The organism is Pontibacter coccineus, assembly GCF_030546575.1.
Taxonomy (GTDB): domain Bacteria; phylum Bacteroidota; class Bacteroidia; order Cytophagales; family Hymenobacteraceae; genus Pontibacter; species Pontibacter coccineus.
In genome coordinates, this window is record NZ_JAUOTN010000010.1 from 27,583 (window position 1) to 54,189 (window position 26,607).

Annotated in this window: 21 protein-coding genes and 1 tRNA gene; 4 read left to right on the top strand and 18 right to left on the bottom strand. The window is 50.0% G+C overall.

From position 1 onward, the window contains the following. Positions 1-39: 39 nt before the first annotated feature. From bshB1 to Q4E40_RS18805, 8 genes are all read right to left on the bottom strand, one after another. The gene (gene bshB1 / locus Q4E40_RS18770) at positions 40-759 is read right to left on the bottom strand and encodes a bacillithiol biosynthesis deacetylase BshB1 (protein ID WP_303414384.1); all 720 of its coding nucleotides are present in this window, start codon (positions 757-759) and stop codon (positions 40-42) included. A 14-nt stretch (positions 760-773) separates the two neighbouring features. Continuing rightward, entirely contained in the window at positions 774-1,820 is a 1,047-nt protein-coding gene (locus Q4E40_RS18775) for a peptidoglycan DD-metalloendopeptidase family protein (protein ID WP_303414385.1), read from the bottom strand. 134 nt (positions 1,821-1,954) lie between these two features. Next, complete coding sequence (gene trxB, locus Q4E40_RS18780; RefSeq protein WP_303414388.1) at positions 1,955-2,893, bottom strand: thioredoxin-disulfide reductase; 939 nt, start codon at positions 2,891-2,893, stop codon at positions 1,955-1,957. Between the two features lie 171 nt (positions 2,894-3,064). Continuing rightward, entirely contained in the window at positions 3,065-3,928 is an 864-nt protein-coding gene (locus Q4E40_RS18785) for a sigma-70 family RNA polymerase sigma factor (RefSeq protein ID WP_007656436.1), read from the bottom strand. A gap of 192 nt (positions 3,929-4,120) precedes the next feature. Beyond that, a complete protein-coding gene (gene pnp / locus Q4E40_RS18790; RefSeq protein WP_303414393.1) occupies positions 4,121-6,259 on the bottom strand; it encodes a polyribonucleotide nucleotidyltransferase in 2,139 nt (712 codons plus the stop codon). 146 nt (positions 6,260-6,405) lie between these two features. Further along, the gene (rpsO, locus tag Q4E40_RS18795; RefSeq protein ID WP_303414394.1) at positions 6,406-6,681 is read right to left on the bottom strand and encodes a 30S ribosomal protein S15; all 276 of its coding nucleotides are present in this window, start codon (positions 6,679-6,681) and stop codon (positions 6,406-6,408) included. 117 nt (positions 6,682-6,798) lie between these two features. Next, positions 6,799-8,226, bottom strand: coding sequence for an LptF/LptG family permease (locus Q4E40_RS18800; protein WP_303414397.1), 1,428 nt, complete (start codon positions 8,224-8,226; stop codon positions 6,799-6,801). A 100-nt stretch (positions 8,227-8,326) separates the two neighbouring features. After that, positions 8,327-8,728 carry an START-like domain-containing protein gene (locus Q4E40_RS18805; protein ID WP_303414398.1) on the bottom strand — a complete coding sequence of 134 codons (402 nt, stop codon included), beginning with the start codon at positions 8,726-8,728 and terminating at the stop codon, positions 8,327-8,329. 135 nt (positions 8,729-8,863) lie between these two features. On the opposite strand from Q4E40_RS18805, the gene Q4E40_RS18810 reads away from it, so the two are divergent. After that, positions 8,864-8,937 (top strand) — tRNA-Met (locus tag Q4E40_RS18810). Positions 8,938-8,981: 44 nt separating this feature from the next. Here Q4E40_RS18810 and Q4E40_RS18815 read toward each other — a convergent pair. From Q4E40_RS18815 to Q4E40_RS18855, 9 genes are all read right to left on the bottom strand, one after another. Then, positions 8,982-10,253: an alginate export family protein gene (locus Q4E40_RS18815; protein ID WP_303414400.1), complete on the bottom strand. Its 1,272-nt coding sequence runs from the start codon at positions 10,251-10,253 to the stop codon at positions 8,982-8,984. 227 nt (positions 10,254-10,480) lie between these two features. Beyond that, a complete protein-coding gene (rplT, locus tag Q4E40_RS18820) occupies positions 10,481-10,825 on the bottom strand; it encodes a 50S ribosomal protein L20 (protein ID WP_007656428.1) in 345 nt (114 codons plus the stop codon). Positions 10,826-10,923: 98 nt separating this feature from the next. Beyond that, positions 10,924-11,118 (bottom strand): 50S ribosomal protein L35, encoded by a 195-nt coding sequence (gene rpmI / locus Q4E40_RS18825; RefSeq protein WP_007656420.1) that lies wholly within the window; start codon positions 11,116-11,118, stop codon positions 10,924-10,926. A gap of 23 nt (positions 11,119-11,141) precedes the next feature. Next, positions 11,142-11,666, bottom strand: a complete 525-nt coding sequence (gene infC / locus Q4E40_RS18830; protein ID WP_303414405.1) for a translation initiation factor IF-3 — start codon at positions 11,664-11,666, stop codon at positions 11,142-11,144. Between the two features lie 117 nt (positions 11,667-11,783). Next, entirely contained in the window at positions 11,784-13,724 is a 1,941-nt protein-coding gene (gene thrS / locus Q4E40_RS18835; protein WP_303414407.1) for a threonine--tRNA ligase, read from the bottom strand. Positions 13,725-13,744: 20 nt separating this feature from the next. Then, positions 13,745-14,821, bottom strand: coding sequence for a tetratricopeptide repeat protein (locus Q4E40_RS18840; RefSeq protein WP_303414410.1), 1,077 nt, complete (start codon positions 14,819-14,821; stop codon positions 13,745-13,747). A gap of 148 nt (positions 14,822-14,969) precedes the next feature. Continuing rightward, entirely contained in the window at positions 14,970-15,761 is a 792-nt protein-coding gene (locus Q4E40_RS18845) for a tetratricopeptide repeat protein (RefSeq protein WP_303414412.1), read from the bottom strand. Between the two features lie 61 nt (positions 15,762-15,822). Then, on the bottom strand, positions 15,823-18,570 hold the full coding sequence (locus tag Q4E40_RS18850) for a DNA gyrase/topoisomerase IV subunit A (protein ID WP_303414414.1): 2,748 nt from the start codon (positions 18,568-18,570) through the stop codon (positions 15,823-15,825). After that, positions 18,563-20,425: a DNA topoisomerase IV subunit B gene (locus Q4E40_RS18855; RefSeq protein ID WP_303414417.1), complete on the bottom strand. Its 1,863-nt coding sequence runs from the start codon at positions 20,423-20,425 to the stop codon at positions 18,563-18,565. The genes Q4E40_RS18850 and Q4E40_RS18855 overlap by 8 nt, the downstream gene beginning before the upstream one ends. 348 nt (positions 20,426-20,773) lie before the next feature. Between Q4E40_RS18855 and Q4E40_RS18860 the strand changes: the two genes are divergently transcribed. From Q4E40_RS18860 to fbaA, 3 genes are all read left to right on the top strand, one after another. Further along, the gene (locus tag Q4E40_RS18860) at positions 20,774-21,922 is read left to right on the top strand and encodes an AI-2E family transporter (RefSeq protein WP_303414420.1); all 1,149 of its coding nucleotides are present in this window, start codon (positions 20,774-20,776) and stop codon (positions 21,920-21,922) included. A gap of 135 nt (positions 21,923-22,057) precedes the next feature. Then, a complete protein-coding gene (locus Q4E40_RS18865) occupies positions 22,058-23,467 on the top strand; it encodes an exonuclease domain-containing protein (protein WP_303414422.1) in 1,410 nt (469 codons plus the stop codon). A gap of 106 nt (positions 23,468-23,573) precedes the next feature. Beyond that, a complete protein-coding gene (fbaA, locus tag Q4E40_RS18870; protein WP_303414423.1) occupies positions 23,574-24,644 on the top strand; it encodes a class II fructose-bisphosphate aldolase in 1,071 nt (356 codons plus the stop codon). A 972-nt stretch (positions 24,645-25,616) separates the two neighbouring features. Here fbaA and Q4E40_RS18875 read toward each other — a convergent pair. Then, positions 25,617-26,555, bottom strand: coding sequence for a 1-phosphofructokinase family hexose kinase (locus Q4E40_RS18875; protein ID WP_303414424.1), 939 nt, complete (start codon positions 26,553-26,555; stop codon positions 25,617-25,619). Positions 26,556-26,607 lie beyond the last annotated feature (52 nt).

Here is a 26,607-nt window from a genome sequence, read left to right on the forward strand (position 1 = left end):
CAATTGACCGGCCCCTTCTGTTTATGCTCTATTAAATAATTAAACCAGATCAAAAAGATTGCGAACCCCTACTTGCTTGGCTGAGGTAAAGCCCTCGCCAAAGGTTACGCCAATGGCGTGACCATACTCACGGGCTCTGGATTCGATGAAGTCCAGGAACTCAGGCGATGAGATATAAGTGTTAGGCGAATTATCATCCGGGTTGTAAAACTGGGTTCGGAACGCCCGGATGGTTTCTAGCTTTTTCTCCCAATAAGGTGTCACATCCATCACAAAATCAGGCTTGATGTACCGGTCCTGTATGAAATTGTAGGTAGCCTTCGGGCGCCAGGCCTGCTGCTCCACCCCTGCATCATCCAGGGTCTTAATCATTTTGAGTCCAGCCAGGAAACAGGCCTCCGCCACCGCCGCCGCCCCCCGTCCGTGATCTGGATGACGGTCGTGCAGGGCATTCATCAATACAATGTAAGGCTGGTACTGCCGCACTTTGCGCACAATTTGCAGCTGATGTGCCTTGTCGTTGGCGAAAAAACCGTCCGCAAAGCCCAGGTTGTCACGCACGGAAAGCCCCATGATCCGGGCGGCGTCCTCTGCTTCTGCCAGGCGCTCTTCCGGTGTGCCGCGCGTGCCAAGCTCTCCACGCGTCAGGTCTACCACCCCCGCTTTTTTACCAGCTGCAATATGGGCGATCAGCGTTCCGGCACAGCCAAGCTCTACATCATCCGGGTGTGCGGCAAAGGCAAGTATATCTAACTTCATTATCAGTTGCTTACTTATTTGATTCGGAGCGAACGCCCAACTTTTAGGGTCGTACGTGCGCTAATCCCATTCAGTTTAGTGATCTGGCTAACAGAAACACCATAGCGCTTGGCTATACCTGACAGCGTATCGCCGCTCCGCACCTTGTGGTAGCTTGCTTTGCGTGAACCGCCACTGCTGCCCTTCGACTTGTTGTAATAATTGAATAGGGCCGACGTGATGACGAAGCTTTGTCCTTTGAGCAGGTAGTCCGGAAAGTCGTACATCAGTTCCGGATCCAGTGGGTTGCCCTGGTAGCGTACCTCGTAGTGCAGGTGTGGGCCTGAGCTACGGCCGGTGCTACCACCAAGACCGATCACTTCGCCCGCCTTCACAAACTGTCCAGTCTCCGCAATGGTTCTACTCATGTGGCCGTAAAGTGTCTCCAAGCCGTTGTAATGGCGCAGCACGATGTAATTACCATATCCACCGCCATCCCACTTGTTAATGCGTACGACCCCGTCAAAAGCGGCATAAATAGAGTCGCCGGTGTTGAGGTCGATGTCAGTGCCATAGTGCCAGCGATACCCTCTGTGGCCGAAACGGCTCGTCACAGGCGTTTTCTCCAAGGGCATTTTGTAATCGCGCTTGACCCTTGGGTCATACAGCGTTATATCCACTGTGTCTTTTAACTGACGGCCATCCATACGGTAGGGATTGATGTTTCGGGTATCCCAAATGGCATAGTAGCCTGCAATTTTGATCCAGGTAGAGTCGATGAGCACCTCCTCTGACACTTCTACAATGTGCTGCTCCCCTAAGTCAAGTTCAGACGTGTCTTCACTGACAATGGAAAGCTGTTTCTTAGGGTTGAAGAAAATAGACTTGCCGGCATCCGAATCATCCTCTGGAAACTCCTCGTATTTGATCAAAATGGTGGTGTCAGGTCGTACATAATCTATCTTTGGCGACTTTACCTTAAACAGATCTTTGACCTTTCCCTGTGCAAAGGCACTGCCGGTCCCCAGAACGAGACTAAGCAAAAAGAGTGCAATCGTAAGGGGTGCTTTATACTTTAGCATTGTATTGAATATTAGGCGGAGCAGATTCTTAAGCTCAATGTCGCAAAGTAAACTACAGCCACGCCATTTTATTGTGGTCATCTCCTGCCTCGTCAAAACAAATTGCGCCTGACAGGTATAACAAGCTGGTAAATTTAATGCAAATCCTGCGCAGACAGATAGCGTTCAGCGTCAAGGGCGGCCATGCAACCCGAACCGGCTGCTGTTACGGCCTGGCGGTAGGTAAAGTCCTGCACATCGCCGCAGGCAAACACGCCATCAATGTTGGTTTTGCTTGTGCCCGGGATCGTACGGATATAACCGTTTTCATCCAGGTTCAGGTAGTCAGCGAAAATACCGGAGTTTGGCTGATGCCCGATCGCCACGAAAAAGCCCTTTACAGGAATCTCGCGCAACTCGTCCGTTAGTACATTGCGCACACGCACTCCATCCACAGCGTTTTCACCCAGGATGTCGTCCGTTACTGCGTTCCACAGTATCTCAATGTTTTTGGTTTTCTTCACCCGTTCCTGCATAATGGTAGAGGCACGCATCTCATCACGACGCACGATCATGTATACCTTGCTGCAGATGTTGGCAAGATAAGTTGCTTCTTCAGCTGCCGTGTCCCCGGCGCCCACAATCGCCACATCCTGCCCACGATAGAAGAAACCATCGCAAACGGCACAGGCGCTAACCCCGCTGCCATTCAGGCGGGCTTCTGACTCCATACCCAACCATTTGGCCGAAGCACCGGTGGAAATGATCACGGTATGCGCTTCAATTACCTTCTGTTCGTCAATTGTTACTTTGTGCGGCTGCGAAGAAAAGTCCACGGCTGTCGCGATGCCATACCTGACGTCGGTTCCGAAGCGCTCGGCCTGGCGCTTGAAGTCCTCCATCATCTGCGGGCCGTTGATACCGTCCGGGTAGCCAGGGTAGTTCTCTACGTCATTGGTGATGGTAAGCTGGCCACCGGGCTGCAATCCCTGGTACAGCACGGGGTTAAGTCCGGCACGGGAAGCATAGATAGCTGCTGTATAACCAGCGGGGCCTGAGCCGATAATCAGGCATTTTACTTTTTCTATTTCCATGTTATGTGAGGCTTATTCGAAATTGGTTGCAAGTATACAAAAAATATGATGCTCTGCCTGCATACTTCCTGTGTTAATTAGTGCAAACCCGGCAGACGGCAGGTGTCCTTTGCCGGAAATGCAAAGAGCCCTGACCTTTCGGACAGGGCTCTTTGTAGTGATTTTGTGGGCTTAACCGAGGTAAGGCTTCAGTGCTTTGCTTCTGGAAGTATGACGCAGTCTGCGGATAGCTTTCTCCTTGATTTGGCGAACACGCTCACGGGTCAGGTTGAACTTCTCTCCGATCTCCTCCAGCGTCAGCGAATGCTCACCGTTCAGACCAAAGTAAAGCGTGATCACATCAGCTTCCCGTTTAGTAAGGGTAGAAAGGGCACGCTGCACTTCTTTGCGAAGCGAGTCGTTCATCAGACCTGTGTCAGGTGATTCTTCGTCTTCGTTCTCCAGCACATCCAGCAGGCGGTTTTCCTCACCCTGCACAAACGGAGCGTCTACTGATACGTGACGTCCGGAGATCTTGAGCGTGTCAACCACTTCTGCAGTTGTCAGTTCGAGCACCTCTGCGATCTCCTCAGGAGATGGTTCGCGCTCAAACTTCTGCTCCAGTTCAGAAAATGACTTTGAAATCTTGTTAAGAGAACCAACACGGTTCAGCGGCAGACGCACAATACGAGACTGCTCGGCAAGTGCCTGCAGAATAGACTGACGGATCCACCAAACTGCATATGAGATGAACTTAAAACCTCTTGTTTCATCGAAACGCTTGGCCGCTTTGATCAGACCCAGGTTTCCCTCGTTGATAAGGTCGCCTAATGATAGGCCCTGGTTCTGGTACTGCTTGGCCACCGACACAACGAAACGCAAGTTGGCTTTGGTCAACTTCTCAAGTGCAAACTGATCTCCCTCTTTGATTCTCTGAGCAAGTGATACCTCCTCATCCGGCGTAAGCAAATCGACTTTACCAATCTCCTGAAGGTACTTGTCCAGCGACTGGCTTTCGCGGTTGGTGATCTGTTTGCTTATCTTGAGTTGTCTCATCAGAGTATGTTGTTATTACAAAAAATGTGAAAATCTTAATTCCGGGCTCGGAGTGGTAACATCAGAAAATCGCGCAAAGTTCTTACATTTTAAGATTAAAATCAAGAAGCTTTTACGCCACGGCAAAACATAATACTCCTGACGCCACTCCGCCTTATACGGAACGGGCATCAGGAGTATAAGATTTTAGGATTATTGTTGCGCTTCTGCGCCTGGCTTAGGAAGAATAGCCTTGCGTGACAGCTTAAACTTACCAGTTTTCTTGTCTACGTCGATCAGTTTCACCTTCACTTCTTCGCCTATCTCCAGCACGCCGTCCATGGTCTCGAGGCGCTCGTGCTTGATTTCGGAAATGTGCAGCAAACCGTCTTTGCCTGCCATGAACTCTACGAAGGCTCCGTAAGGCTGGATGGATTTCACTTTTCCAATGTAAACCTCTCCTATCTCAGGCTGTGCCACGATCCCTTTGATCTTGCTCACGGCACTGTTCATAGATTCCTGGTTACTGGCGAAAATGTTCACATGGCCTTTTTCGTTCTTCTCTTCGATGATGATCGTAGCACCTGTGTCTTTCTGGATCTGCTGAATTACCTTTCCGCCTGGTCCGATCACAGCACCGATGAACTCCTTGTCGATAACGATGTTGAATGAACGTGGCGTGTGCGGCTTGTAGTCAACGTTAGGTGAAGATATGGTCTTGTTCATCTCATTGAGGATGTGAAGACGACCTTCTCTTGCCTGAGCAAGTGCCTGGCTCAACACATCGTGCGACAAGCCCTGTACTTTGATGTCCATCTGGCAGGCCGTGATACCTTTGCTGGTACCAGCCACTTTAAAGTCCATGTCACCCAAGTGGTCTTCGTCGCCCAGGATGTCAGAAAGAACAGCAAAATTGCCTGTGCTCTCGTCCGTGATCAAGCCCATGGCTATACCTGAAACGCCATCCTTAACAGGAACACCAGCATCCATCAGGGCCAGTGAACCGGCACATACGGTCGCCATGGAAGAAGAACCATTAGACTCCAAAATGTCCGACACGATACGGATAGTGTATGGGTTCTCAGAATCTGCAGGGAGCACTTTCTTAAGCGCTCTGAGTGCCAGGTTACCATGACCGATCTCACGACGGCCAGGACCTCTGTTTGGCTTTACCTCACCTGTTGAGAAAGCTGGGAAGTTGTAATGCAGCAAAAACTTGTTGTATCCGGATACCATCGCACTGTCGATCATCTGCTCGTCTAGCTTAGTACCCAGCGTTACTGTAGTCAGAGATTGTGTCTCACCGCGTGTGAAAACGGCAGAGCCGTGCGTAGCTGGCAGGTAGTTGATCTCTGACCAGATAGGGCGGATCTCATTCAGCTGACGGCCATCTAGACGCACACGGTCATTGAGGATCATCTTGCGAACGGCGTCTTTCTCTACGTCGTGGTAGTAGGTCTTGATCAGGCCCATGTCATAGCCATGGTCCTCACCCAGCGACTCTACGAATTCATTCAACACAGCAGCGAAGCCTTCCTTGCGCTCAGACTTGTTGGCTCTGCCGCGCTTGGCAACTTCATAAGCCTTGTCGTAAGTGGCAGCGTATACCTTCTGACGCAACTCGTTGTCGTGTGTTTCGTGTGAGTACTCGCGTTTCTGCAGTTTGCCAACCATTTCGGCTAGCTCCATCTGCGCCTGGCACTGTACCTTAATGGCTTCGTGTGCGAAAGCGATTGCTTCGAGCATCTCTTCTTCAGAAACCTCGTTCATTTCGCCTTCAACCATCGCCACGCTGTCGATTGAGCCACCCACAATCATGTCGATGTCTGCGCTCTTCTGGTCAGAAGCTTTTGGGTTGATAACAAACTGACCGTCGATACGCGCTACGCGAACTTCAGAAATAGGTCCGTTGAAAGGAATATCAGAAACTGCCAGCGCTGCAGAAGCTGCCAGGGCGGCAAGCGCATCCGGCAAAATCTCAGCATCAGCAGAGATCATATTTATCGTCATCTGCGTTTCGGCATGGTAGTCGCCCGGGAACATGGGGCGCAGGATACGGTCTACCAAACGGGAAATCAGAATTTCGTAGTCAGAAAGGCGTGCTTCTCTTTTGAGGAAGCCACCCGGAATCTTGCCAGAAGAAGCAAACTTCTCCTGATAGTCTACAGAAAGGGGCAGAAAGTCAACTCCCTCACGGGCTTCTTTGTTAGAAACAACAGCTGCCAGTAACATGGTGTTACCCATTTTCACTACGACAGATCCGTCGGCCTGCTTGGCTAATTTACCAGTTTCAATAATGATCTCCCGGCCATCCGGAAGAAAGATTGTTTTTGTGATCGCGTTTTGTGACATCTTCAATTATTATTTTTTAGCATCAAATAGAACAGCGCTACCGTTTGCAGCCGCTGCTGGGGTACTGGCAAAGAGGAAGGGGAATATAAAGAGGAATAGAAAAAAATAGGGAATCCCTGTCAGAAATTCCCTATTTTTCTATAAGCTTATTTACGGATACCAAGCTCGGCGATGATCGCTCTGTATCTTTCAATGTCATTTTTCTGCAGGTAGTTCAGAAGTCTTCTTCTTTTACCTACCAGCTTAAGAAGACCAAGACGAGTGCCGAAGTCTTTCTTATGAACCTTCAGGTGCTCTGTCAGATCAGCAATGCGCGTAGTGAACAGCGCGATCTGGCCTTCTGCAGAACCTGTGTCTGTTTTAGACTTGGTCAGGCTATGCTTTTCAAAAATTTCTTGTTTCGCTTCAGTAGTTAATTTCATTGCGTATAAAAAATATCAATCTGTTATAATCAGTGGATAGTTTCCCGTATAAGCCGCAAAGTTAAATAAAATATCTATATTAAAAAACTTTTTGCAGCGAGTTATTTTGGCGCAGCGCTATATTTTGCTGCGCTTTAAACGGGTCATCAGTTTGCGCCAGAAGTCTATTTCGAGCAGGCTAGAGTCGTTCTGTGCCTGGTAGAGGAAGAACATGCCTATCGGCAGCAGGATGGCGTTCGCGCCCCACATTCCTGCCTCCACCGAGATCAGCCCCTCCCGAGCCCACTTCTCTCCCAGTATGCCCAGCACATACATCACGATAAAGAACATTATGGAAATGATCACGGGTACGCCCAGGCCCCCTTTTTTAATGATAGCTCCCAGCGGCGCTCCGATCAGAAACATGATCACGATGGCGAAGGACTGAGTATACTTGCGCCATATCTCAATTTCGTAGTTGTTCGCGTCCCGGTTTAGCGTTGTCACACGCTCTCTGTAGCTATCCGTAAAGCTCTTCACGTTGCGGGCTTTATTGGCTGCTGTCAGCATGACGTCCGCCGTAATGGGTGGCAGTGTCTTTTTCTCATGCACAGAGTCTGGCAGCACTTTGGTGAGCGGCAAGCCGTTCTTCACCTGCCCCGTATCCGCTTTGAAATACATGTAAAACGGATCCACATTCGGGGCGTACAGCCGACGCTCCCGCGCACCGGAGTTACGCAGCGAGTCTGTCACCGACGTCAGCTGCCCGATGTTCTTCATCATCTTATTGTCTGAAAAAAGCTCTTCACGGGTGCGACCCAGCTCAAAAGACGCCAGACTGAAAATGATTTTGGTGGCATCAAACTTTTCGCGCACAAACTGCTCTGATGAATTTCGGAATCCCCCGTTATTCTGATCGACGTAGGTATTGCCGCGGAACAATTCGAGAATAAGGTAATTGTCATTGTATTCGGTATACATCTGACCCGAGTCAGCCAGTATCACGGTGGTGTTGTTGCCGCCCTTGGAGTGGTCATAGATCATGATGTCGCGCAGGGAGCGGCCATCGTTCAGTTTCTCGTTGATCTTGATGCTATAGCCAGGCAAGCCGTTGTAAAAAGCTCCTTCCTTGAAGTTCATAGCCGGCTTTTTCTGCCTGATGTCCCATAGCAGACTATAGGCCTTCAGGTTCGCCTTCGGAACCACGTAATTGTTGAAAAAGAAAGCCCCGATGGAAAGCGCGATCACAAAAAAGGCGACAGGACGCAAAATACGCGGCAGAGCCACACCTGACGTTTTGATGGCAGTAAGCTCGTGGTGCTCCCCCAGCGTACCGAAGGTCATCAGAGCCGAAAGCAAAACTGCGAGCGGCAGTGCTACCGGCGCCATGTTGATGCTGAAATAAAACAGCAGCTCTGCAAAAACATCGTATCCCAGGTCCTTTCCTACCAGTTCATCAAGGTATTTGAGCATATACTGCGTGAGCAGAATAAACTCCACGATGGCAAACGTGAGGAAGAAAGGGCCGGCAAATGATTTAAGTATTAGCTTATCTAGTTTCTTCATGTGGGCCAATTGGCATGCGGGCGTCAGAAAACCCGGTTAATTTCTCTAACACCGGACTTTCAAAAATCGTGCAAAGATAAGCCTTTGGAGCTAAGATGTGCTACCCTCCTACTATTTCACGCAATTTCTGTAGCAAGTGCTCCCATAGCTCTTCCAACTCTTCTTCGTCATCTTCCTCTGAGTAGTCGACCACTTTCAGATACTGTTCCTGCGTGAGTTCACTTGATTCGATCGAGAAATCGATATAGGATGGGTCTGAAGGGTGAGTTTTGTCCTCATTCAGGAAAATGAAGCGCACAGAGCGATTTGTACGGTGGCTTGTCATCTCAACCCAATGGTTGCTGCCGTCCCAAAAGAAATTAAATAGCTTGTCTTCGTTTATGGAAACATCGTCACAGAACCACTGCGAAAGGCCACTCGGGGTGCTCAGGTATGGGTACAGCAAACGGGCAGATGCATTTATAGGGTACTCACGCACAAATTTCGTCTTGGTAGCTTTCATTATCTGTAGTTGTAAGTGACTGAGTAAGTATAGTATTAATTTCCGATTGGTTAAATATACAGAAATTAAAATATTTTTTTGTGCATCAATTGTTGCTTTTTTTAAAACTTACCCCTTATATTTGCACCACAATTCGGCGGGGTAGCTCAGATGGTTAGAGCGCAGGATTCATAACCCTGAGGTCGGCAGTTCGATTCTGCTCCCCGCTACAAAGCCCTGGATTTACATCCAGGGCTTTTTTTTGCCCTCATCCTTACTCCTTCTCAAATGACTTCAGCAGGATTCGCGGCTGAAAGTTAACCATCACCCACCCCCAGTCAGCGTAAGCCGATGCATCGCCTGGCTTGATCGCTGCCATCGAGCTGCCTGCAAACATACTGCTATACCCTATGGAAAACTGAATCTGGTCGGAGTGCTTGTATTGGAGCACCGCATCCAGCTCAGAACCAAGGTACCTGTTGCTGGTGCCGGCGTGCGTTTCTGAAGCCCGAAGGTTTTTTGCCAGCGCGAAGTAGTGGTAGTCCAGCGAGAGGTTATAGCTGGCACTTGGGCTAAAGGTGGTCTTGAGGTAGTTATCGTGCAGCCCACCCTGCCGTGTGTCAGCCGGCACATTGATAAAGTAATCCATGAAGCCATAGTACTTATGGTTCGTGGCGTACAGGGTATTAAAGGATCGAACCTTATGCTCGTGTCCGGCCATACCTGACAAATAGGTGGTCCCTAACGTGAACTGGAAAGGCTGTAAGGTATAGGTCGCCTCTCCAACTGCCAGGTAGGCCGCTATCTTTTTCCCGCTGCCGTGTTCGCCCGATTGCCTGTAAAGCGAACCGTTAAATTGAACACGCTCATGCTTATAATTCAGGTCAAGCCCATACGTATGCCGGAAGTATACGCCTCCTACCGTATCAGGTCGTTGAAAGCCATCGCTGATATGCATGGCTGAAAGTGACAACTGTTCGCCTAACTGTTTCTTTGCCCATAGGAATCCCAGCACTTTGTAGTTGTTCATGCTGTAATGGGTGTCAAACAAGGCTTCTTTCTCCTGGTTAAAAGCACCGCCGGCATCTAAGCTTATACCTCGCCATCTTGCTTTAAGCACCATGCCATCGTGACTGCGTGCCTGCTGCACCCAGTCCACATTGCCCAGCAGGCGGTCATTGTTGTAAACGAACTCCTGCCGCCCAAGCCTGACAGCAAACTTGTCTGATAGAGCAACCTCACCCCAGGCCTCGTGCATGGCTGTAGAGGGCACATCTTTTAAATGCACTTCATTCCCCCATACCCTGACGTCCTGCAAACTAAACCGCATCTGCACTTTATCCTGCTTATAGTCGAGCGTAAGCCTGGAGCGCTGGCTTACAAAGAAAGCTCCGTCCTGACCGTTTGGCAGGCTCTGGTATCCGTTGCGCCACTCAGCCCTGGGCCTTACCTGCGGCGTCAGGTATAGCTGCGCCCAAGCCGCCTCTAAGGGTAGCCACACCAGAATTGATAGCAGCAGTAGTTTCCGTGTAAAACTTACTTTCATGTTCACATCATTTAAAAGGTGAGTAATGCCGACAGTCGCGCTGCTGCCAGGAATGATGTGCCTGCAGGTGCGCGCAACTGTAACGATGCGAAATAGAGCAAATACCTCCTCTTAAGCGATGACTGCCATCATGTGCAAAGATGACTTTGCTTAGTTTACCAGCAGGTATAGACGCAAAAAGGGCCTGACTTGCGTCAGGCCCTTTTTGGTCATATAGCGAAAGTAAATTACTTTACTTTGTCAACGATACTCTTGAAAGCTTCCGGATGGTTCATCGCCAGGTCAGCAAGTACTTTGCGGTTCAGGTCGATGTTCGCTTTTTTCAGAGCGCCCATTAGCTGAGAGTAAGACATGCCGTGCTCACGTGCACCTGCGTTAATACGCTGGATCCAAAGGGCGCGGAAATCTCTCTTTTTCGCTTTTCTGTCACGGTAAGCATAAAGCAAACCTTTTTCAATTGCGTTTTTCGCAACTGTCCAGACATTCTTGCGACGGCCAAAGTAACCTTTGGCCATTTTCATCATTTTTTTTCTTCTGTGTCGCGCTGCGACAACGTTTACCGATCTAGGCATTTCTAAAAAGTTTTGGCAGCTGGTGATTAAGTTTTAATCTTCAAAAAACCAGGCACCGGGTTCGTACTGAAAAAATTAACCGTTCTAACTCCGGGGAATTAGATTTGAAGCATCAGTTTCACGCGGTCCATATCAGCTGAGCTAACAAGGCCAGTGTGAGTTAAGTTACGCTTCTGCTTAGTCGTCTTCTTGGTCAGGATGTGGCTTTTGTAAGCGTGCTTACGCTTAATTTTGCCAGTACCTGTCAAAGAAAAACGCTTCTTTGCACCAGATTTTGTTTTAACTTTTGGCATGTGTATATAATTAATTAAACAAATTACTTTTTAACAGGGGGAGCCACTTTCGGGGAGAGGATCAGGAACATCCGCTTTCCTTCCAGTTTAGGCAGCTGCTCCACTTTGGCGATGTCCTCCAGCGCTTGGGCGAACTTCAGCAACAGGATCTCGCCTCTCTCCTTGAACACGATCGTACGGCCGACAAAGTGCACATAGGACTTTATCTTGTATCCACTCTCGAGGAAAGACTTGGCATGCTTCAGTTTGAACTCAAAGTCGTGGTCATCTGTGTTAGGGCCGAAACGGATCTCCTTGATGACTACCTTCTGAGCTTTGGCCTTCATCTCACGGGTTTTCTTCTTCTGCTCGTACTTGAATTTCGAGTAGTCGATGATACGGCAAACCGGTGGATTAGCAGTTGGCGAAATCTCAACCAGGTCAAGATTCTGCTCGTTCGCTATTTTCTGAGCATCTCTGGTTGAGAATACTCCCTGCTCTACATTGTCACCAACTAACCTGACTTCTCTGGCAGTTATCTTATCATTGACTTTGTATGGCTCCTCCACTTTTCCGCGTGGGATGTAGCGCTTGTTTGGCGTAGCTATAGTTTTACCTCCTTAAATTTAGTTCTAAATCAGGGTGCGAATATCGCACATTTTATATCAAGAAAAAAATATCTCTTCTTAATTGTTCAGCATCTGAGCAATTTTAGACTGAAAGGTGGCAATGAACTCATCCACCGTCATCGTGCCCAGATCGCCTTCTCCGTGTTTGCGTACTGACACGGCCCCGTTTTCCTGCTCCTTCTCCCCTACAATGAGCATGTAAGGCACCTTGCTCACTTCTGCATCGCGGATCTTACGTCCGATCTTCTCGTCGCGGTTGTCAACAAAACCCCGGATGTCATCCTGCTGCAGTCGGTCATATACCTGCTGCGCAAAATCCTGGTATTTTTCGGAGATTGGCAGGATGGCAAACTGCTCTGGGCTAAGCCAAAGTGGGAAGTTACCACCGCAATGCTCAATCAGCACCGCTACGAAGCGCTCCAACGAGCCAAATGGCGCACGGTGAATCATCACAGGGCGGTGTTTGGCATTGTCAGCACCGATGTACTCGAGCTGGAATCTTTCTGGTAAGTTATAATCTACCTGAATAGTTCCCAACTGCCATTTACGGCCCAACGCATCTCGCACCATAAAGTCGAGCTTAGGTCCGTAAAACGCGGCTTCGCCCAGTTCGGTTACAGTGGTCAGTCCTTTCTCTGCGGCAGCCTCCACAATGGCGCTTTCGGCTTTTTCCCAGTTCTCGTCTGAACCAATGTATTTGGCCTTGTTTTCCGGATCACGCAGGGAGATCTGAGCGGTATAGTCTTCAAAACCAAGTGCCTTGAACACGTACAGCACCAGGTCAATTACCTTAATAAATTCTTCTTTCACCTGGTCAGGACGGCAGAAAATGTGCGCGTCGTCCTGCGTAAAGCCACGTACGCGTGTCAGACCGTGCAGCTCGCCGCTTTGCTCGTAGCGGTACACAGTGCCGAACTCGGCAAAACGCACGGGTAACTCTTTGTAAGAGCGCGGACGGGTTTTGTAGATCTCGCAGTGGTGCGGGCAGTTCATTGGCTTTAGCAGGAACTCCTCGTTCTCGTTCGGCGTCTTGATTGGCTGGAAAGAGTCAGCGCCGTACTTCTCGTAGTGACCTGAAGTAACGTAGAGCTCCTTGCTACCGATGTGCGGCGTTACCACCGGCTGGTAGCCAGCCTTTATCTGCGCCTTGCGCATAAACTGCTCGAGTCGCTCGCGCAGCAACGTACCTTTCGGCAACCACAGCGGCAAGCCCATACCTACCTTTTCAGAGAAGGCAAACAGTTCCATTTCTTTGCCCAGTTTGCGGTGGTCGCGTTTTTTGGCTTCCTCCAGGCGCTCCAGGTACTCGGTCAACTCCTTCAGTTTCGGGAAGGTGATGGCATAGATGCGTGTCAGCTGCTTGCTCTTCTCGTCGCCGCGCCAATAGGCACCGGCCACATTCATGAGCTTAGCAGCCTTGATGAAGCCCGTGTTCGGGATGTGCGGCCCGCGGCAAAGGTCCACGAAGTTGCCCTGGGTATAGAAGGTGATCGTGCCGTCTTCCAAATCCTGGAGCAGGTCAAGCTTGTACTGGTCGCCTTTTTCGGTGAAGTACTGAATGGCGTCGGCTTTTGAAACTTCCTGACGCACATACTCATTTTTGGCACGCGCCAGTTCCAGCATCTTCTGCTCTACTTTGGCAAAGTCATCCTGCGAAAAGGTTTTGCCCTCTCCCAGGTCCACGTCATAGTAGAAGCCATTCTCAACAGGCGGTCCGATGCCAAACTTTATACCTGGGTATAACTCTTCCAAGGCTTCTGCCAGTAAGTGAGCGGATGAATGCCAGAATGTATTTTTGCCCAGATCGTCGTTCCATGTGAGCAATTGCACACTGGCATTTTCTTCTATAGGGCGAGACAGATCCCAAACGGAACCGTTCACCTTTACGGCCAGAACATTGCGGGCAAGTCCCTCGCTAATGCTGGTGGCGATCTCAAGGCCTGTTACGCCTTTCGAATACTGACGTACAGAGCCATCTGGCAAAGTGATGTTGATCATGTTTTTTTCTTAGTATCGTTTTAAAAACCCCGTTGCCTGATAGCCATGCTGTCCAGCTGGGGTCTGGGTCTTTCTAATCTATATCGGAGCCGGGCAACACTCTGCCTAGCATATGTATGTTTCGGCTCCATGGCCAGCATGCGCTCGTAGGTGCGCAGCGCCGCCAGGTTTTCTCCTAATCGCTCCAGGCTACTTGCCCGCACAGACAGGTACTTGAGCTCTTTGCTATACCTTGGCGCTTTCTCCAAGTGCTGCAAGACCAGTTCATTCTCTCCCAAGCCTTGTCGCAGCTGCGCCAACTGAAAGTGAGCAGCCTGCATTGTGTCTGAGATAGCAAGTGCCTTCTCAAAGCTAACCAGGGCACTGTCTTTACGGGCTGACTGCATTTGTAGCATCCCTTTGTAGTGCCACAACTGTGGATCTTCTGGCTTCAGTCGCAATCCGTGCTCCGTATGTTTTCTGGCTTGTGCCAGGTCCTGCTGTGCCAGGTATAGCCCCGCAAGCGACCGATGCGTTTCCGCAAAGTCAGGCTTGAACTCCAGCGCCTGCTGGTAAAGCCTGATAGCGACTGTTGTATCGCCGGTCACTTCAGACACCCTCCCCTTGTAATAAACCGCATGGGGATCATCGGGTGAAAGTTCCAGCGCTTGTTTGGCAAACCGAGCCGCCTTCGTATACTCCCCCCGGTCCAGGTATAGCTCGGTCAAAAGCACGTACAGCGACGAACTTTCAAATGAATTTCGTTCTGCCTGCAACGCCAGGGGCAAGGCTTCTTCACGCCGTCCCATCAGGTATAGCACCTGTGCTTTCACAAAGAAATTAGCAGGCTCCTTAGAGAGCCTGATCGCCTCGTTCACATCGCTCAACGCTTTGTCCAGCTCGTCCTGCCGTAGCAGCACCATGGCTCTCCTGGCGTACAGACTGCCGTCGCGCTTCGAACGTTCAATGGCCTCGCTAAGACTGACCAGCTGTTTCGCGGGATCCTCCACAGCAACCGTCGCCAGATCGACCATCTGTTCCCGTGTACCTTCTTCTTTGCCGCAACCGGAAAGCATCAATACCGCCACTATCCAACTTAAGGCCCAACGAGACATCATGTACTGTCTTTTCTTACTGTCTTGATTGGCGCTAAATTATAGATAATTTGCCTAAATATCGACAAATAGACTACCATATAGTTTTGAAACAATGCAAAGGGCCTGCTCCGAGATAGAAGCAGGCCCTTTGCATTGCAATTATATCTGGTTACTTCTGATATGCTTGCAGCATCATTTTACAGCGCCTGCTTAACTCCAGTTCCTCCTTCGTTTGTAGTTCCAGGTTCTGGGCCATCGCGCGCTGGAGCGTATACACACACGCCTCCTTGTTTTTCATTTCCTGATAGATATTGGCCAAGTCAAAATAATAAAGCAGGTTGTTCGGGTTGTGCAAAATGGCCCTTTCCATAGCGTATATCGCATCCTTGTTTGTAGCAGGCTTATCCGCCATCCCCCCCAGCATGACTTTATAGGTCGTCACTTCAGCAAAATTGAGATTGGCCATCTTAAAGTACCAACGCCCCAGCAAATGCCAGGCATCAGCGTAGCTCTCATCAGCTGCTAAAGCCCCCTCCAGGTAGGTTTTGGTTTCGCTGATCATCGCCAATCGTTGCTTCGGTCCCGACACCATAGCCAAAGAGGCCAGTGAGAGCGCCATGGCATAGTTAGAGCGGGCGTCAGTGGAGTCGAGCAGAAAGGCACGGTGCGCGTACGATTTGGCCGTGCTGAAATGGTTGATTTTGCGGGTGTCGTCCGAGAACCGGTTTCCCATCAGGCTGTGCAGGAGACTGGCCTGGCAGAGCGCCTCAAAATTCGATTCGTCAGCGGCAATAATCTGCTCATACACTGCCAGCGCCTCGGTTTCCTTGTACTGCTCTTTTAGCTCATAGGCCTTCTTTAAAAGCACATCATGCCCGGAATCTCCCAGCACGTCCAGCGGACGAATCAGGAAACCGAGCATGATGAATAAAATAGGTATAGCTTTGAAAAATACTTGCATAATCTGTAATAAGCAACCTAATATATTGCATTAAAACGACTTATGCAAAAAAGGACTTAATTTAGAACAAATCCAGCTGCTTCCTTTTCTTCAACGCCTTATTTGCACTTCCGTCGTCTGATAGTTCTTCTACGGCTTCCAGCGTATCAAGTTGAGCCCCACTGACTTTGGCGGCCTCTTCTGCCAGTTCCTTCAGTTCGGAAGGCAACGTGACAGGCTCCCGCTTGGTGGTAACTTTCTTAGTTTTAGGCTTTTCCTCCTGCTCCACTTCCTCCAGTTTCGGCACTTTCACATCGTAAATTTTGAAGTAGCTGAGCTTGTTACCCATAGCCTTCCAGCCTTTCACGTCAATGAATTCGCTGAGCAATAGCTTCTCAGTTTCTTTTTCACCTCGCAGCGAGCGCTTGAAGCTGATGGTCGCCATCGGAACCGGATGTGTAGAAACGGCTTCCATTCTGGAGTTCTTGGTCTCCGGTATAAAGCTGAATTTCTTACCTACCGTAGAAGTCTCGATACGGAAACGCTTCACATAATAGGTTTTATTATCTCCTTCGTAATAAATAGTGGATACGACCAACTCCGGATCAAACTTCTGCAGCACTTTGATCTTCTCCACGGTATAGTGGTTGGCCAGATCAAACGTGGTCTGCTCGTAGGTGCCATCTTCGTATACCACCAGAATCGTATCGTCGGTATTGAAGGAACCCAGGTAGCGGCCACGGCCTTCGGTGTTGAGTCGTCCGATCACCTCGTCGTAGAAGATCTCCCGTCCACCCAAGGTAGACTCGCCCAGACTCTTCTGCACCACCTTCTTGATCGGGTACTTGGTAACGATATTACCGTTTGATCCTTTGCCCTTTATCATCAGCTCGGCGAAGTCATAGTCGAACTGTTTGATGCGGGCCGTTGACTGCGGCGCAAGGGTGACATTGACCACTTCTGACTCTGAGTTCGGATTAGCCGTCAGGTAATGCACCTTGGAGTTTTTGTTGCCCTTGGTCAGATCATACTCCTTGTCGCGGGTGATGGACTTCACAGAGAATCGTTTCGCGAAGGACACGCCGGTCTTACCATCTACGTAGATCATGTTGTAGACCATGTGCTCGTCGTTCTTGTTGTAAACGCCGGCCATGATGATGTCTTTGCCCACAAAGCTTTTCTCCGCTACTTTCGTCACCGTGAACTTGCCATCCTTGCGGAACACAATGATGTCGTCCATGTCGGAGCAATCGCATACAAACTCGTCCTTGCGCAGACCGGTACCGATAAAGCCGTCTTTGGCGTTCATGTAAAGCTTCTGGTTCGCGATCGCAACTTTTTGTGCAGTAATCACATCAAAGGTCTTCACCTGTGCCTTGCGGTCACGTCCCTGTCCGTACTTTTTCAGTAAGCCTTCAAAGTAAGCAATTGCGTAGCGGATCAGGTTGGCCAGGTTATCATCCACCTCGGCCATCTCTTCTTCCAGCTTATGGATGTACTCATCAGCCTTGAAAGAGTCGTACTTGGAGATGCGTTTGATCTTGATCTCGGTTAGCCGAATGATGTCGTCCTGGGTCACCTCACGGCGCAGGAGTTTTTTAAATGGATCCAAGCCTTTGTCGATCGCCTCGAGCACTGCTTCCCAAGTTTCGCACTCCTCAATGTCGTGGTAAATGCGGTTCTCGATGAATATCTTTTCCAGCGACGAGTAGTGCCACTTGTCTTCCAGCTCGGCTTTGCGGATCTCCAGTTCACGCTTGAGCAGGTCTACCGTTTTGAAGGTAGAAATGCGCAGCAGCTCGTCCACACTCAGGAAGTGCGGTTTGTCGTCGATGATCACGCAGGTGTTTGGCGAGATCGACACCTCGCAATCCGTGAACGCGTAGAGCGCGTCCATGGTCAGGTCAGGCGACACGCCCGGTGGCAGCTGTACCTGTATCTCCACGTTAGCAGCCGTGTTGTCGACTACCTTCTTGATCTTGATCTTGTTGTTCTCGCTCGCCTTCACGATCGACTCCATCAGACCCGTGGTCGTGATGCCGTACGGTACGTCACGGATGATGAGCATGGTCTTGTCCACCTTCTCAATCGTGGCGCGCACCCGGATCTTGCCGCCGCGCATACCATGGTTGTAATTGGTCACGTCCACCATACCGCCGTTCGGGAAGTCAGGTAGCAGGGTCGTCGTGCGTCCTTTCAGCACATCAATCGAGCCCTTGATCAACTCCTTGAAGTTGTGCGGCATGATCTTGGTCGATAGACCAACGGCTATACCTTCCACACCCTGCGCGAGCAGCAGCGGGAATTTCACAGGCAAAGTCACCGGCTCGTTCTTGCGACCGTCGTAACTGAGTTGCCAGATCGTGGTCTGCGGATTAAATACCACATCCAACGCGAACTTGGACAGGCGGGCCTCGATGTAACGCGGTGCAGCGGCACTGTCACCTGTGCGCACATCACCCCAGTTACCCTGCGTCTCGATCAGAAGATCCTTCTGACCCAAGTTCACCATCGCATCACCGATAGAGGCATCGCCGTGCGGGTGGTATTGCATGGTCTGACCGATCACGTTGGCCACCTTGTTAAAGCGACCATCGTCCATCTCTCTCATCGCATGCAGGATGCGGCGCTGCACGGGCTTCAAACCGTCCTCGATGGCAGGCACGGCACGCTCCAAAATTACGTAAGAAGCATAGTCGAGGAACCAGTTCTCGTACAGACCGGATACCGGGGTTACGTTATGGATGATCTCTTCCTCACCGTCTGTAAACGCGATCTCCAACTCGTCTTCTCTTTCTATACCTTCGTTGTTCAGTTCGTCGTTATGCATATACTTCCTCAACTATATCTTTCTCAAACTTCAGATTCTCAATAATGAATTGCTGGCGCTCCGGCGTGTTTTTGCCCATGTAGTAGCTCAGCATTTTCTGTATCGTCGTGTCTTTTTGCAGGAACACCGGCTTCAATTTGATGTTATCGCCAATGAACTTACCAAACTCGTCCGGCGAGATCTCACCCAAACCTTTGAATCGGGTGATCTCAGGGCGTTTGCCCAGTTTCTCAATAGCCGCCTGCTTTTCGGTTTCGTTGTAGCAATAGATGGTTTCTTTCTTGTTGCGCACCCGGAAAAGCGGCGTTTCCAGAATGTAGACGTGGCCGTTCTTCACCAGATCCGGGAAGAACTGCAGGAAGAAGGTCAGCAGCAGCAGACGGATGTGCATCCCGTCCACGTCGGCATCCGTTGCGATCACCACACGGTTATACCTGAGGCCTTCCAGGCCTTCTTCAATGTTCAGGGCGTGCTGCAACAGATTAAACTCCTCGTTTTCGTACACGACCTTTTTCTTCAGACCAAAGCAGTTCAAAGGCTTACCTCTCAAACTGAAGACCGCCTCCGTGTCTACGTTGCGGGATTTGGTGATGGAACCACTGGCCGAGTCACCCTCCGTGATGAAGAGCGTTGAAAGCAATGCGTTCTCGTGCTTGTCCTCGTTGAAGTGCAGGCGGCAGTCGCGGAGTTTGCGGTTGTGCAGGTTGGCTTTCTTGGCGCGCTGGTTGGCCAGCTTCTTCACACCTGCCATGTCCTTGCGCTCCCGCTCGCTTTGCTCAATGCGCTTCTTCAGCGCTTCAGCCGTCGCCTGGTTGATGCGGAGATAATTATCAAGGTGCTCCTTAATAAAGTCATTGATATATGAGTTCACGGCCGGTCCGTCCGGGCCCATATCAATCGAGCCCAGTTTGGTCTTGGTCTGTGATTCAAATACCGGCTCCTGTACACGAAGCGAAATGGCACCGACAACGGAGCCGCGAATGTCAGCTGCGTCATAATCCTTCTTATAAAAGTCACGGATTGTCTTTACCAGTGCTGTGCGGAAAGCCGCCAGGTGCGTACCCCCCATGGTCGTATACTGACCGTTCACGAAAGAATAATACTCCTCGCCGTAATCGTTACCGTGTGTTATGGCCAGCTCAATATCATTCCCTTTCAGGTGGATGATCGGGTAGCGCATGCTCTCCTCGTCGGCTTTGTTTCTTAAAAGGTCGAGTAGGCCGTTCTCAGAGTAGAATTTTTTGCCGTTGAAGTTGATCGTCAGACCGGCGTTCAGGTATACGTAGTTCCAGATCTGGTTCTCCAGATAATCCGGGTTGTACTGATAGTTCTTGAAGATGGTATCGTCCGGTGTAAAAACCGTGAGCGTACCGTTGCGCTGTGAGGTGGCCTCCAGCGGAAGATCGTTGGTCAGCACACCACGCTCAAACTCGGCGGCCTTCATCTGTCCGTCACGCACCGATTGAATGCGGAACTGGCTTGAAAGGGCGTTTACCGCCTTCGTACCCACGCCGTTCAGACCAACCGATTTCTGGAATGCCTTGCTGTCGTACTTACCACCTGTGTTGATCTTGCTTACGCAGTCGATCACCTTGCCCAGCGGAATACCGCGGCCATAGTCGCGCACCTGCACCTTGTGGTCCGATATCTTGATGTCGATCGTCTTGCCATAGCCCATCACGTGTTCGTCGATGGAGTTGTCAATCACCTCTTTCACCAAAATGTAAATACCATCATCGGCCGAAGATCCGTCTCCCAGCTTGCCGATGTACATACCGGGGCGTAGCCTGATGTGTTCGCGGGGCTCCAGCGAGCGAATGCTGTCTTCGTTGTAATTATGCTCTAACTCTGCCATTCTGTAAGCGTAAGTGTATTTGATTTAGTGGAATCACTCGGAAATATAGAAAAATAAAAGAAATCAGACGCTACAAATAGTTCCGGCGCCTGACCGATTCATCCCGCAAGGAGGATTATTGCTAATATTTTTAGTCAGCAAATATAGTTAAATTCGTTGAAATCATCAACTACTTCTATACAACCATTGCGCATTACTTACAGTTCACGAAAACCGAAGAAAAACACAGGTAGATTTTGGCTAATTTAATTAGCATAAAAATATTTAGATTTAACTATACTTGCGCTTACATTTGCTTAACTAAATGCGGTCAAACACAGGCCGTATACCTACACACGGACACACCCTATGGAAATTAAATTACCCCGGTATTTTAAATATGTCATCATTTTACTGGGCCTTTTTCTAGCTATCTGGACATTACAGAGCTTCAAGTCGGTTCTGATGCCGCTGGCCTTTGCTTTGCTGTTTGCCCTGCTCCTGCTGCCTCTCACCCGCGACCTCGAAAAATTCCGCGTCCCGCGTGCGTTGGCTATTCTCTGTAGCATTGTCATGGTGGTGATCGTGCTGGGCCTGGTCATCTGGTTTTTGTCAATGCAGGTCATTAGCCTCACCTCCGAGCTGGATGCCATCGGGAAGAACTTCGATGCCTTGATCATGAAGGTGCAGGACTACCTCTACCATAATTTTGGTATACAACCCGCCAACAAAAGCGAGCTCTTCCGCAATACAGTGGGCGGCTTACGGGAAGTTTCAACCACTTTTGTCGGTAGCACCATCTCACTGACCACCGGCGCACTGACGGTTATCACCATCGTGCCCATTTTTGTGTTCTGCTTTCTGTACTACCGCGACCACTTGGAGCAGTTCATGTACAAGTTTGTGTCGAAGGAGCGCCGCAGCAGCCTCAACCATACCATTGACAACATACAGTTAGTGGCACAAAGCTACATCTCGGGCCTGATGATCGTGATTGTGATTGTGTCCTTGCTCAACTCAGCTGGCTTGCTTATCCTGGGCGTGAAGTATGCGATCTTTTTCGGCGTCTTTGCCTCCATCCTGACCATCATACCTTATATAGGTATTCTGATCGGGGCCATGCTCCCGGCGCTGTTCACGCTGGCCACCACGGGCAGTCTGTTCGAGGCGGTGCTGGTAGTGCTGGTGTTCATGTTCGTACAATTTCTGGAGGGCAATTTCATTACGCCCTATGTTGTTGGTTCCAAGGTAAGTATCAACCCTTTTGCGGCCATCATTGCCTTGCTGATTGGTGGGGAAATTTGGGGAGCGGCCGGTATGATCATCTCTATACCCATGATCGCGATCCTGAAAGTTATTTTTGATGCTTACGAACCACTGCGACCCTTCGGCTTTTTGCTGGCCGATATAGACGATGTGAAAGAGCAGAAATCGGGACGCTTCCGGAAGATGTTCGACAAGCTGCGCGAAAAAGCGAGAAGGGAGCGCTACGAGGATGACCGGGAAGCCGAGCAGTAGGACGCATTTGCTAATGCTGTTTGCACAAGGTATAGCGTGCGCGGAATTTGAAACGTATTGCTAAGAATATTGGTTTACAGGATAGTCCTTTGGAGAACACCAGAGGCCGCTTCTAAAAGCCTAAAAAGAATCAGCTTGTACGCCATCATAGACATTGAGACCACGGGTAGTCAGCCCACACAGGACAGGATCACTGAAATTGCCATTTTCATTCACGATGGAAACGAAGTCGTGGATAAGTATAGCACCTTGATCAACCCGGAGCGCCCTATTCCCTATTTCATTTCTCAGCTCACCGGCATTACCGACGATATGGTGCAGGACGCGCCCAAGTTCTACGAGGTGGCCAAAGAGATCGTGCAGTTCACGGAGGGCAAGGTGTTTGTGGCCCACAACGTGCGCTTCGACTACTCCTTCATCAAGAAAGAGTTTGCTGACCTGGGTTTTACCTTTCAGCGCAAGACGCTTTGCACCGTGCGCCTGAGCCGTTCGCTTATACCTGGCCTGCCTTCTTACTCGCTGGGTAAACTCTGCAAAAGCATTGACATTGACCTGCAGATGCGCCACCGTGCCATCGGCGACGCCGAAGCCACGGCCAAGCTGTTTGACAAGCTGATCAAGTTAAACCGTCCGGTGATTGACGGAGCCCAGCACATGGCTGATCCTTCGGAACAGCTTAAGAACGAGATCAAAGCCTCTCTCCTTCCCCCTGCCATCAGCAAGGAGCAGGTGGATGCTTTGCCGACGGTTCCGGGGGTCTACTACTTTTACAACGAAGCGGGAGAGGTGATCTATGTTGGCAAGAGCATCAATATAAAGAAGCGCATTATCCAGCACTTCAACATCGACTACAAGAGCCGCAAATCGATTGAGTTCAAGAACCAGATCGCTGACATTACTTACGAACTGATGGGCAACGAACTGGTGGCACTGTTGTTTGAGTCGGCGGAGATCAAGCGCATGAAGCCGCACTACAACCGTCAGCAGCGGCGCAGTGTGTTCAATACCGGCATTTTCACCTACGAAGATGATAAAGGGTATAAGCGACTGACATTTGGAAGCATCAACAAGGCCGATGATGTGAACATGACGCCCATTATCGCACTCTCTAACCAGTTCAAGGCCAAAGGCTTCCTTTATCATAAGGTATCAAAGTATAACCTGTGCCAAAAGCTGTGCGACCTGTATAAAACGCCGGGTGCCTGCTTCGACTACCAAGTACACATCTGCAAAGGTGCCTGCATTGGAGCAGAAACGCCCGAAGAGTACAATGCACGTGTGGATGCCGCCATCGAGTCGTTTACCTACGACCACAACAGTTTTGTGATTGTAGGCAAGGGCCGGGAACTGGGCGAAAAATCTGTTGTGGTGGTAGAGCACGGCACCTACCTCGGCTTTGGCTTTGTGGACGAGTACTTTTCGGCCAGCTCGCTGGACGACTTTAAGTCGGAGATTCAGCGCTACAACGACAACAAGGACATACAGCAGATCATACGCGGCCACATGCGCGGGAAGCACAAAGACAAAGTGCTCGTGTTTGATTAAGCCTTCCTGAAAGGTATAGCCCCTTTTTTCTGAAGCGCCTGCCATCAATTTTCGGTTAAGAAATTATTTATCCGTAATTTCAAATCGAAATAAAACTTAAACATTCATGGAAAAACGTTTCAGATCAGGGGTATTGTTCGGCGATGAAGTAACAGAGCTGTTCAAGTATGCCAATGAAAATAATTTTGCGCTGCCAGCCGTCAACGTGATTGGCACAAACTCTATCAACGCCGTGCTGGAAACAGCCAAGGTGCTTAATTCCCCCGTAATCATTCAGTTCTCGCACGGTGGCGCCACGTTCTTCGCTGGTAAAGGCCTGGAAAACGACAACCAGAAAGCTGCCATCGCAGGTGGTGTTTCAGGTGCCCAGCACGTACACTTGATGGCTGAAGCCTACGGCGTACCCGTGGTACTGCACACTGACCATGCTGCCAAGAAATTGCTTCCCTGGATCGACGGTCTGTTAGACGCCGGCGAAAAATACTACGAGCAACACGGCAAGCCACTCTACAGCTCACACATGCTCGACCTTTCGGAGGAAGAGATCAAAGAAAACATCGAGACATGCGCAAGTTACCTGGAGCGTATGAATAAGATCGGTATGACCGTGGAGATCGAACTCGGCGTGACCGGTGGCGAAGAAGATGGCGTGGACAACACCGGCGTAGACAGCTCCCGTCTGTATACCCAGCCGGAGGAAGTAGCCTATGCGTACGAAGAGCTGAAGAAAGTGAGCGACCGTTTCACAATCGCTGCGGCATTCGGCAACGTGCATGGTGTATACAAGCCGGGCAACGTGGAGCTGCGCCCGGAGATCCTGAAAAACTCACAGAACTTTATCAAAGAGAAATTCGGAACAGGCGAAAACCCGGTGAACTTTGTATTCCACGGCGGTTCCGGATCAGAGAAAGCCAAGATCACAGAGGCGATTGGCTACGGTGCCATCAAGATGAACATTGACACGGACATGCAGTGGGCTTACTGGGAGGGTGTGAAGAATTATTACGAGTCGAAGAAGGAATACCTGCAAGGCCAGCTGGGTAGCCCGGACGGTCCAGACTCTCCTAATAAGAAGTACTACGACCCACGCGTTTGGCTGCGCAAAGGCGAAGAAAACTTCATCGCCAGACTGAAGGAAGCGTTTGAAGACTTGAATTGCGTGAATAAGAATGTATAAGGTATAACCTTAGATTATAAAGAAGGGTGAGGCGAAAGCTTCACCCTTCTTATTTTGTCTGATACAAGATTTTCAGGATTAAAGGATTTTCAAGGTGTCTCTAAAGGATTGTTATCCCCTTTCTGCTTCAAAATTGCCCTTCCTGTCGCAGCTAAAGGTATAGCGTTGTAGCTTTTGCAGTTTGAGCTTCCACAAATTAGACCCACCCCTGCCCCTCCCGAGAGGGGAATTACTGCAGTTCACTCAATTCTCAGGTGTAGACTTTGTAGCAACTTTTTATATTATATAATACCGGGCCCAACCACCTCTGACCCTTTATGCCGTCAACTAAAAGCCTTTTTTGTCATTTCGACCCTTGGGAGAAATCTGAATTTGTGTGAAAGTATTGATAAAATCCAGATCTCTCCTTTCGTCGAGATGACGGCTTGAGTTAATCGTTAATTAGGATGATGGCATTGCCCCTAACCTCTCCTTGTCCTTTAAGAGGGCCCCTACCCCCAGGCGGGGAATCTGGAATTGCCATTTCAAGGTATAAGCCTCGTATTATTCTTTACTGCAAATTCAACTGTCAGGTATAGCAAGACTTACTTGCCCCGGAAGCGATGAAACAAACACCATTAGCCAGGTGCACTTTTCGGCGCTCCACTGTTTGAGCGTTCAGCGAGTTTGGAGCGTCTTGACCTTTTTGCTTACTTTTTGTGTCAAGACAAAAAGTGAGTGCCCGCCGCACAGGCGAAGCCATGAAACAAATTAGCTTAAGGTATAGGTAGGCTGAAACTACGCCAGTTGCAAACCGGCCACATGCGCCACCACATTTGCGCTATCGCTAAACTGGCGGTATGTAGGGCTAGGCTTGCAGAACGCTGCAAGGTATGAGCAGTCGTATGTCATGCCTATACCTGGGCCAGAGGCCCCAATATAGCAGTCACGAGCGGGGACGCTCGCGCCATGGATAAGAGCGTGAGCAAACTATTACTTATGCTTCAACAACCACTGGTATATCTCCTCTGTATCCTCTTTGCGGCATAGCTCAGACCCCGGCGTCATCGTCGCGGCGGTGCCGGCGGCAACGCCGTAGCGCACCACTTCCTCCAACGAACAACCCTGCAGTAGGCTCATCACCATACCAGCCACCATGCTGTCCCCGGCGCCGACGGCGCTCTGTTGCTTCACAGTAGGCGGTACAACATAGTGAATGCCTGATTCTTTGGAGGCCAGCATCGCGCCGCGTGGACCCAGCGACACGACCAGCACTTTGCACTTGCCTTCGTCGAGTACCTGCATGGCGAACTCTTCCTGCTCCATCGCTGAAATATGTTCCTTCCCGGCCAGCTTGGCCAGCTCGCCCAGGTTGGGTTTGATCAAGTATAGCCCCTCTCCTGCTGCCTTTAAAAGCGCCTCACCCGATGTATCTACGATCAGCCTAAAGTTGCGCTTATGGGCGATCAAGGCCATCTGGAGGTAAAAATCATCAGGCACACCAGGAGCCAGACTGCCGCTGGCGACTACGTATTCGGGTACCTGTTCCAACTTCTCGAGTTTCTCCAACACCTGTTGCCACTCCGATTTTTCAATATGCGGACCAGGCATGCCGAAGCGAAACTGGTCTCCCGTACTGTCTTCCATCACCATCAGACTTTCCCGGGTCCAGCTTTTGGTCTGACCATTCCAATATTCCACGCCTTCCTCCTTCAGCAATTCGCAAAGCTTTTCTCCGGCTGGCCCGCCTGATAACAGCCAGGCACAGGAGTTGCCCCCTAGTTTATGCATGGCGCGTGATACGTTGATGCCACCTCCCCCCGGTTCGTAAGTGGGCTCCTCGCAGCGCAGCTTCTTCTCGGGCAGCACGCGCTGTACACGGGTACTCTTGTCTAAGGCCGGATTGATCGTGATGGTGAGGACTTTATGCATATGCTACAGGTATAAATATTGGTACAAGCGGACACCAGCGTAAGCCTAAAAT

Coding starts and splice junctions, on each gene's coding strand:
- Q4E40_RS18850 (WP_303414414.1), bottom strand. CDS start 18,570: ATGCATAACGACGAACTGAACAACGAAGGTATAGAAAGAGAAGACGAG.
- rplT (WP_007656428.1), bottom strand. CDS start 10,825: ATGCCTAGATCGGTAAACGTTGTCGCAGCGCGACACAGAAGAAAAAAA.
- rpmI (WP_007656420.1), bottom strand. CDS start 11,118: ATGCCAAAAGTTAAAACAAAATCTGGTGCAAAGAAGCGTTTTTCTTTG.
- Q4E40_RS18815 (WP_303414400.1), bottom strand. CDS start 10,253: ATGAAAGTAAGTTTTACACGGAAACTACTGCTGCTATCAATTCTGGTG.
- Q4E40_RS18805 (WP_303414398.1), bottom strand. CDS start 8,728: ATGAAAGCTACCAAGACGAAATTTGTGCGTGAGTACCCTATAAATGCA.
- bshB1 (WP_303414384.1), bottom strand. CDS start 759: ATGAAGTTAGATATACTTGCCTTTGCCGCACACCCGGATGATGTAGAG.
- Q4E40_RS18785 (WP_007656436.1), bottom strand. CDS start 3,928: ATGAGACAACTCAAGATAAGCAAACAGATCACCAACCGCGAAAGCCAG.
- Q4E40_RS18845 (WP_303414412.1), bottom strand. CDS start 15,761: ATGCAAGTATTTTTCAAAGCTATACCTATTTTATTCATCATGCTCGGT.
- Q4E40_RS18860 (WP_303414420.1), top strand. CDS start 20,774: ATGGAAATTAAATTACCCCGGTATTTTAAATATGTCATCATTTTACTG.
- Q4E40_RS18775 (WP_303414385.1), bottom strand. CDS start 1,820: ATGCTAAAGTATAAAGCACCCCTTACGATTGCACTCTTTTTGCTTAGT.
- Q4E40_RS18840 (WP_303414410.1), bottom strand. CDS start 14,821: ATGATGTCTCGTTGGGCCTTAAGTTGGATAGTGGCGGTATTGATGCTT.
- Q4E40_RS18800 (WP_303414397.1), bottom strand. CDS start 8,226: ATGAAGAAACTAGATAAGCTAATACTTAAATCATTTGCCGGCCCTTTC.
- thrS (WP_303414407.1), bottom strand. CDS start 13,724: ATGATCAACATCACTTTGCCAGATGGCTCTGTACGTCAGTATTCGAAA.
- Q4E40_RS18855 (WP_303414417.1), bottom strand. CDS start 20,425: ATGGCAGAGTTAGAGCATAATTACAACGAAGACAGCATTCGCTCGCTG.
- pnp (WP_303414393.1), bottom strand. CDS start 6,259: ATGTCACAAAACGCGATCACAAAAACAATCTTTCTTCCGGATGGCCGG.
- fbaA (WP_303414423.1), top strand. CDS start 23,574: ATGGAAAAACGTTTCAGATCAGGGGTATTGTTCGGCGATGAAGTAACA.
- trxB (WP_303414388.1), bottom strand. CDS start 2,893: ATGGAAATAGAAAAAGTAAAATGCCTGATTATCGGCTCAGGCCCCGCT.
- Q4E40_RS18875 (WP_303414424.1), bottom strand. CDS start 26,555: ATGCATAAAGTCCTCACCATCACGATCAATCCGGCCTTAGACAAGAGT.
- rpsO (WP_303414394.1), bottom strand. CDS start 6,681: ATGAAATTAACTACTGAAGCGAAACAAGAAATTTTTGAAAAGCATAGC.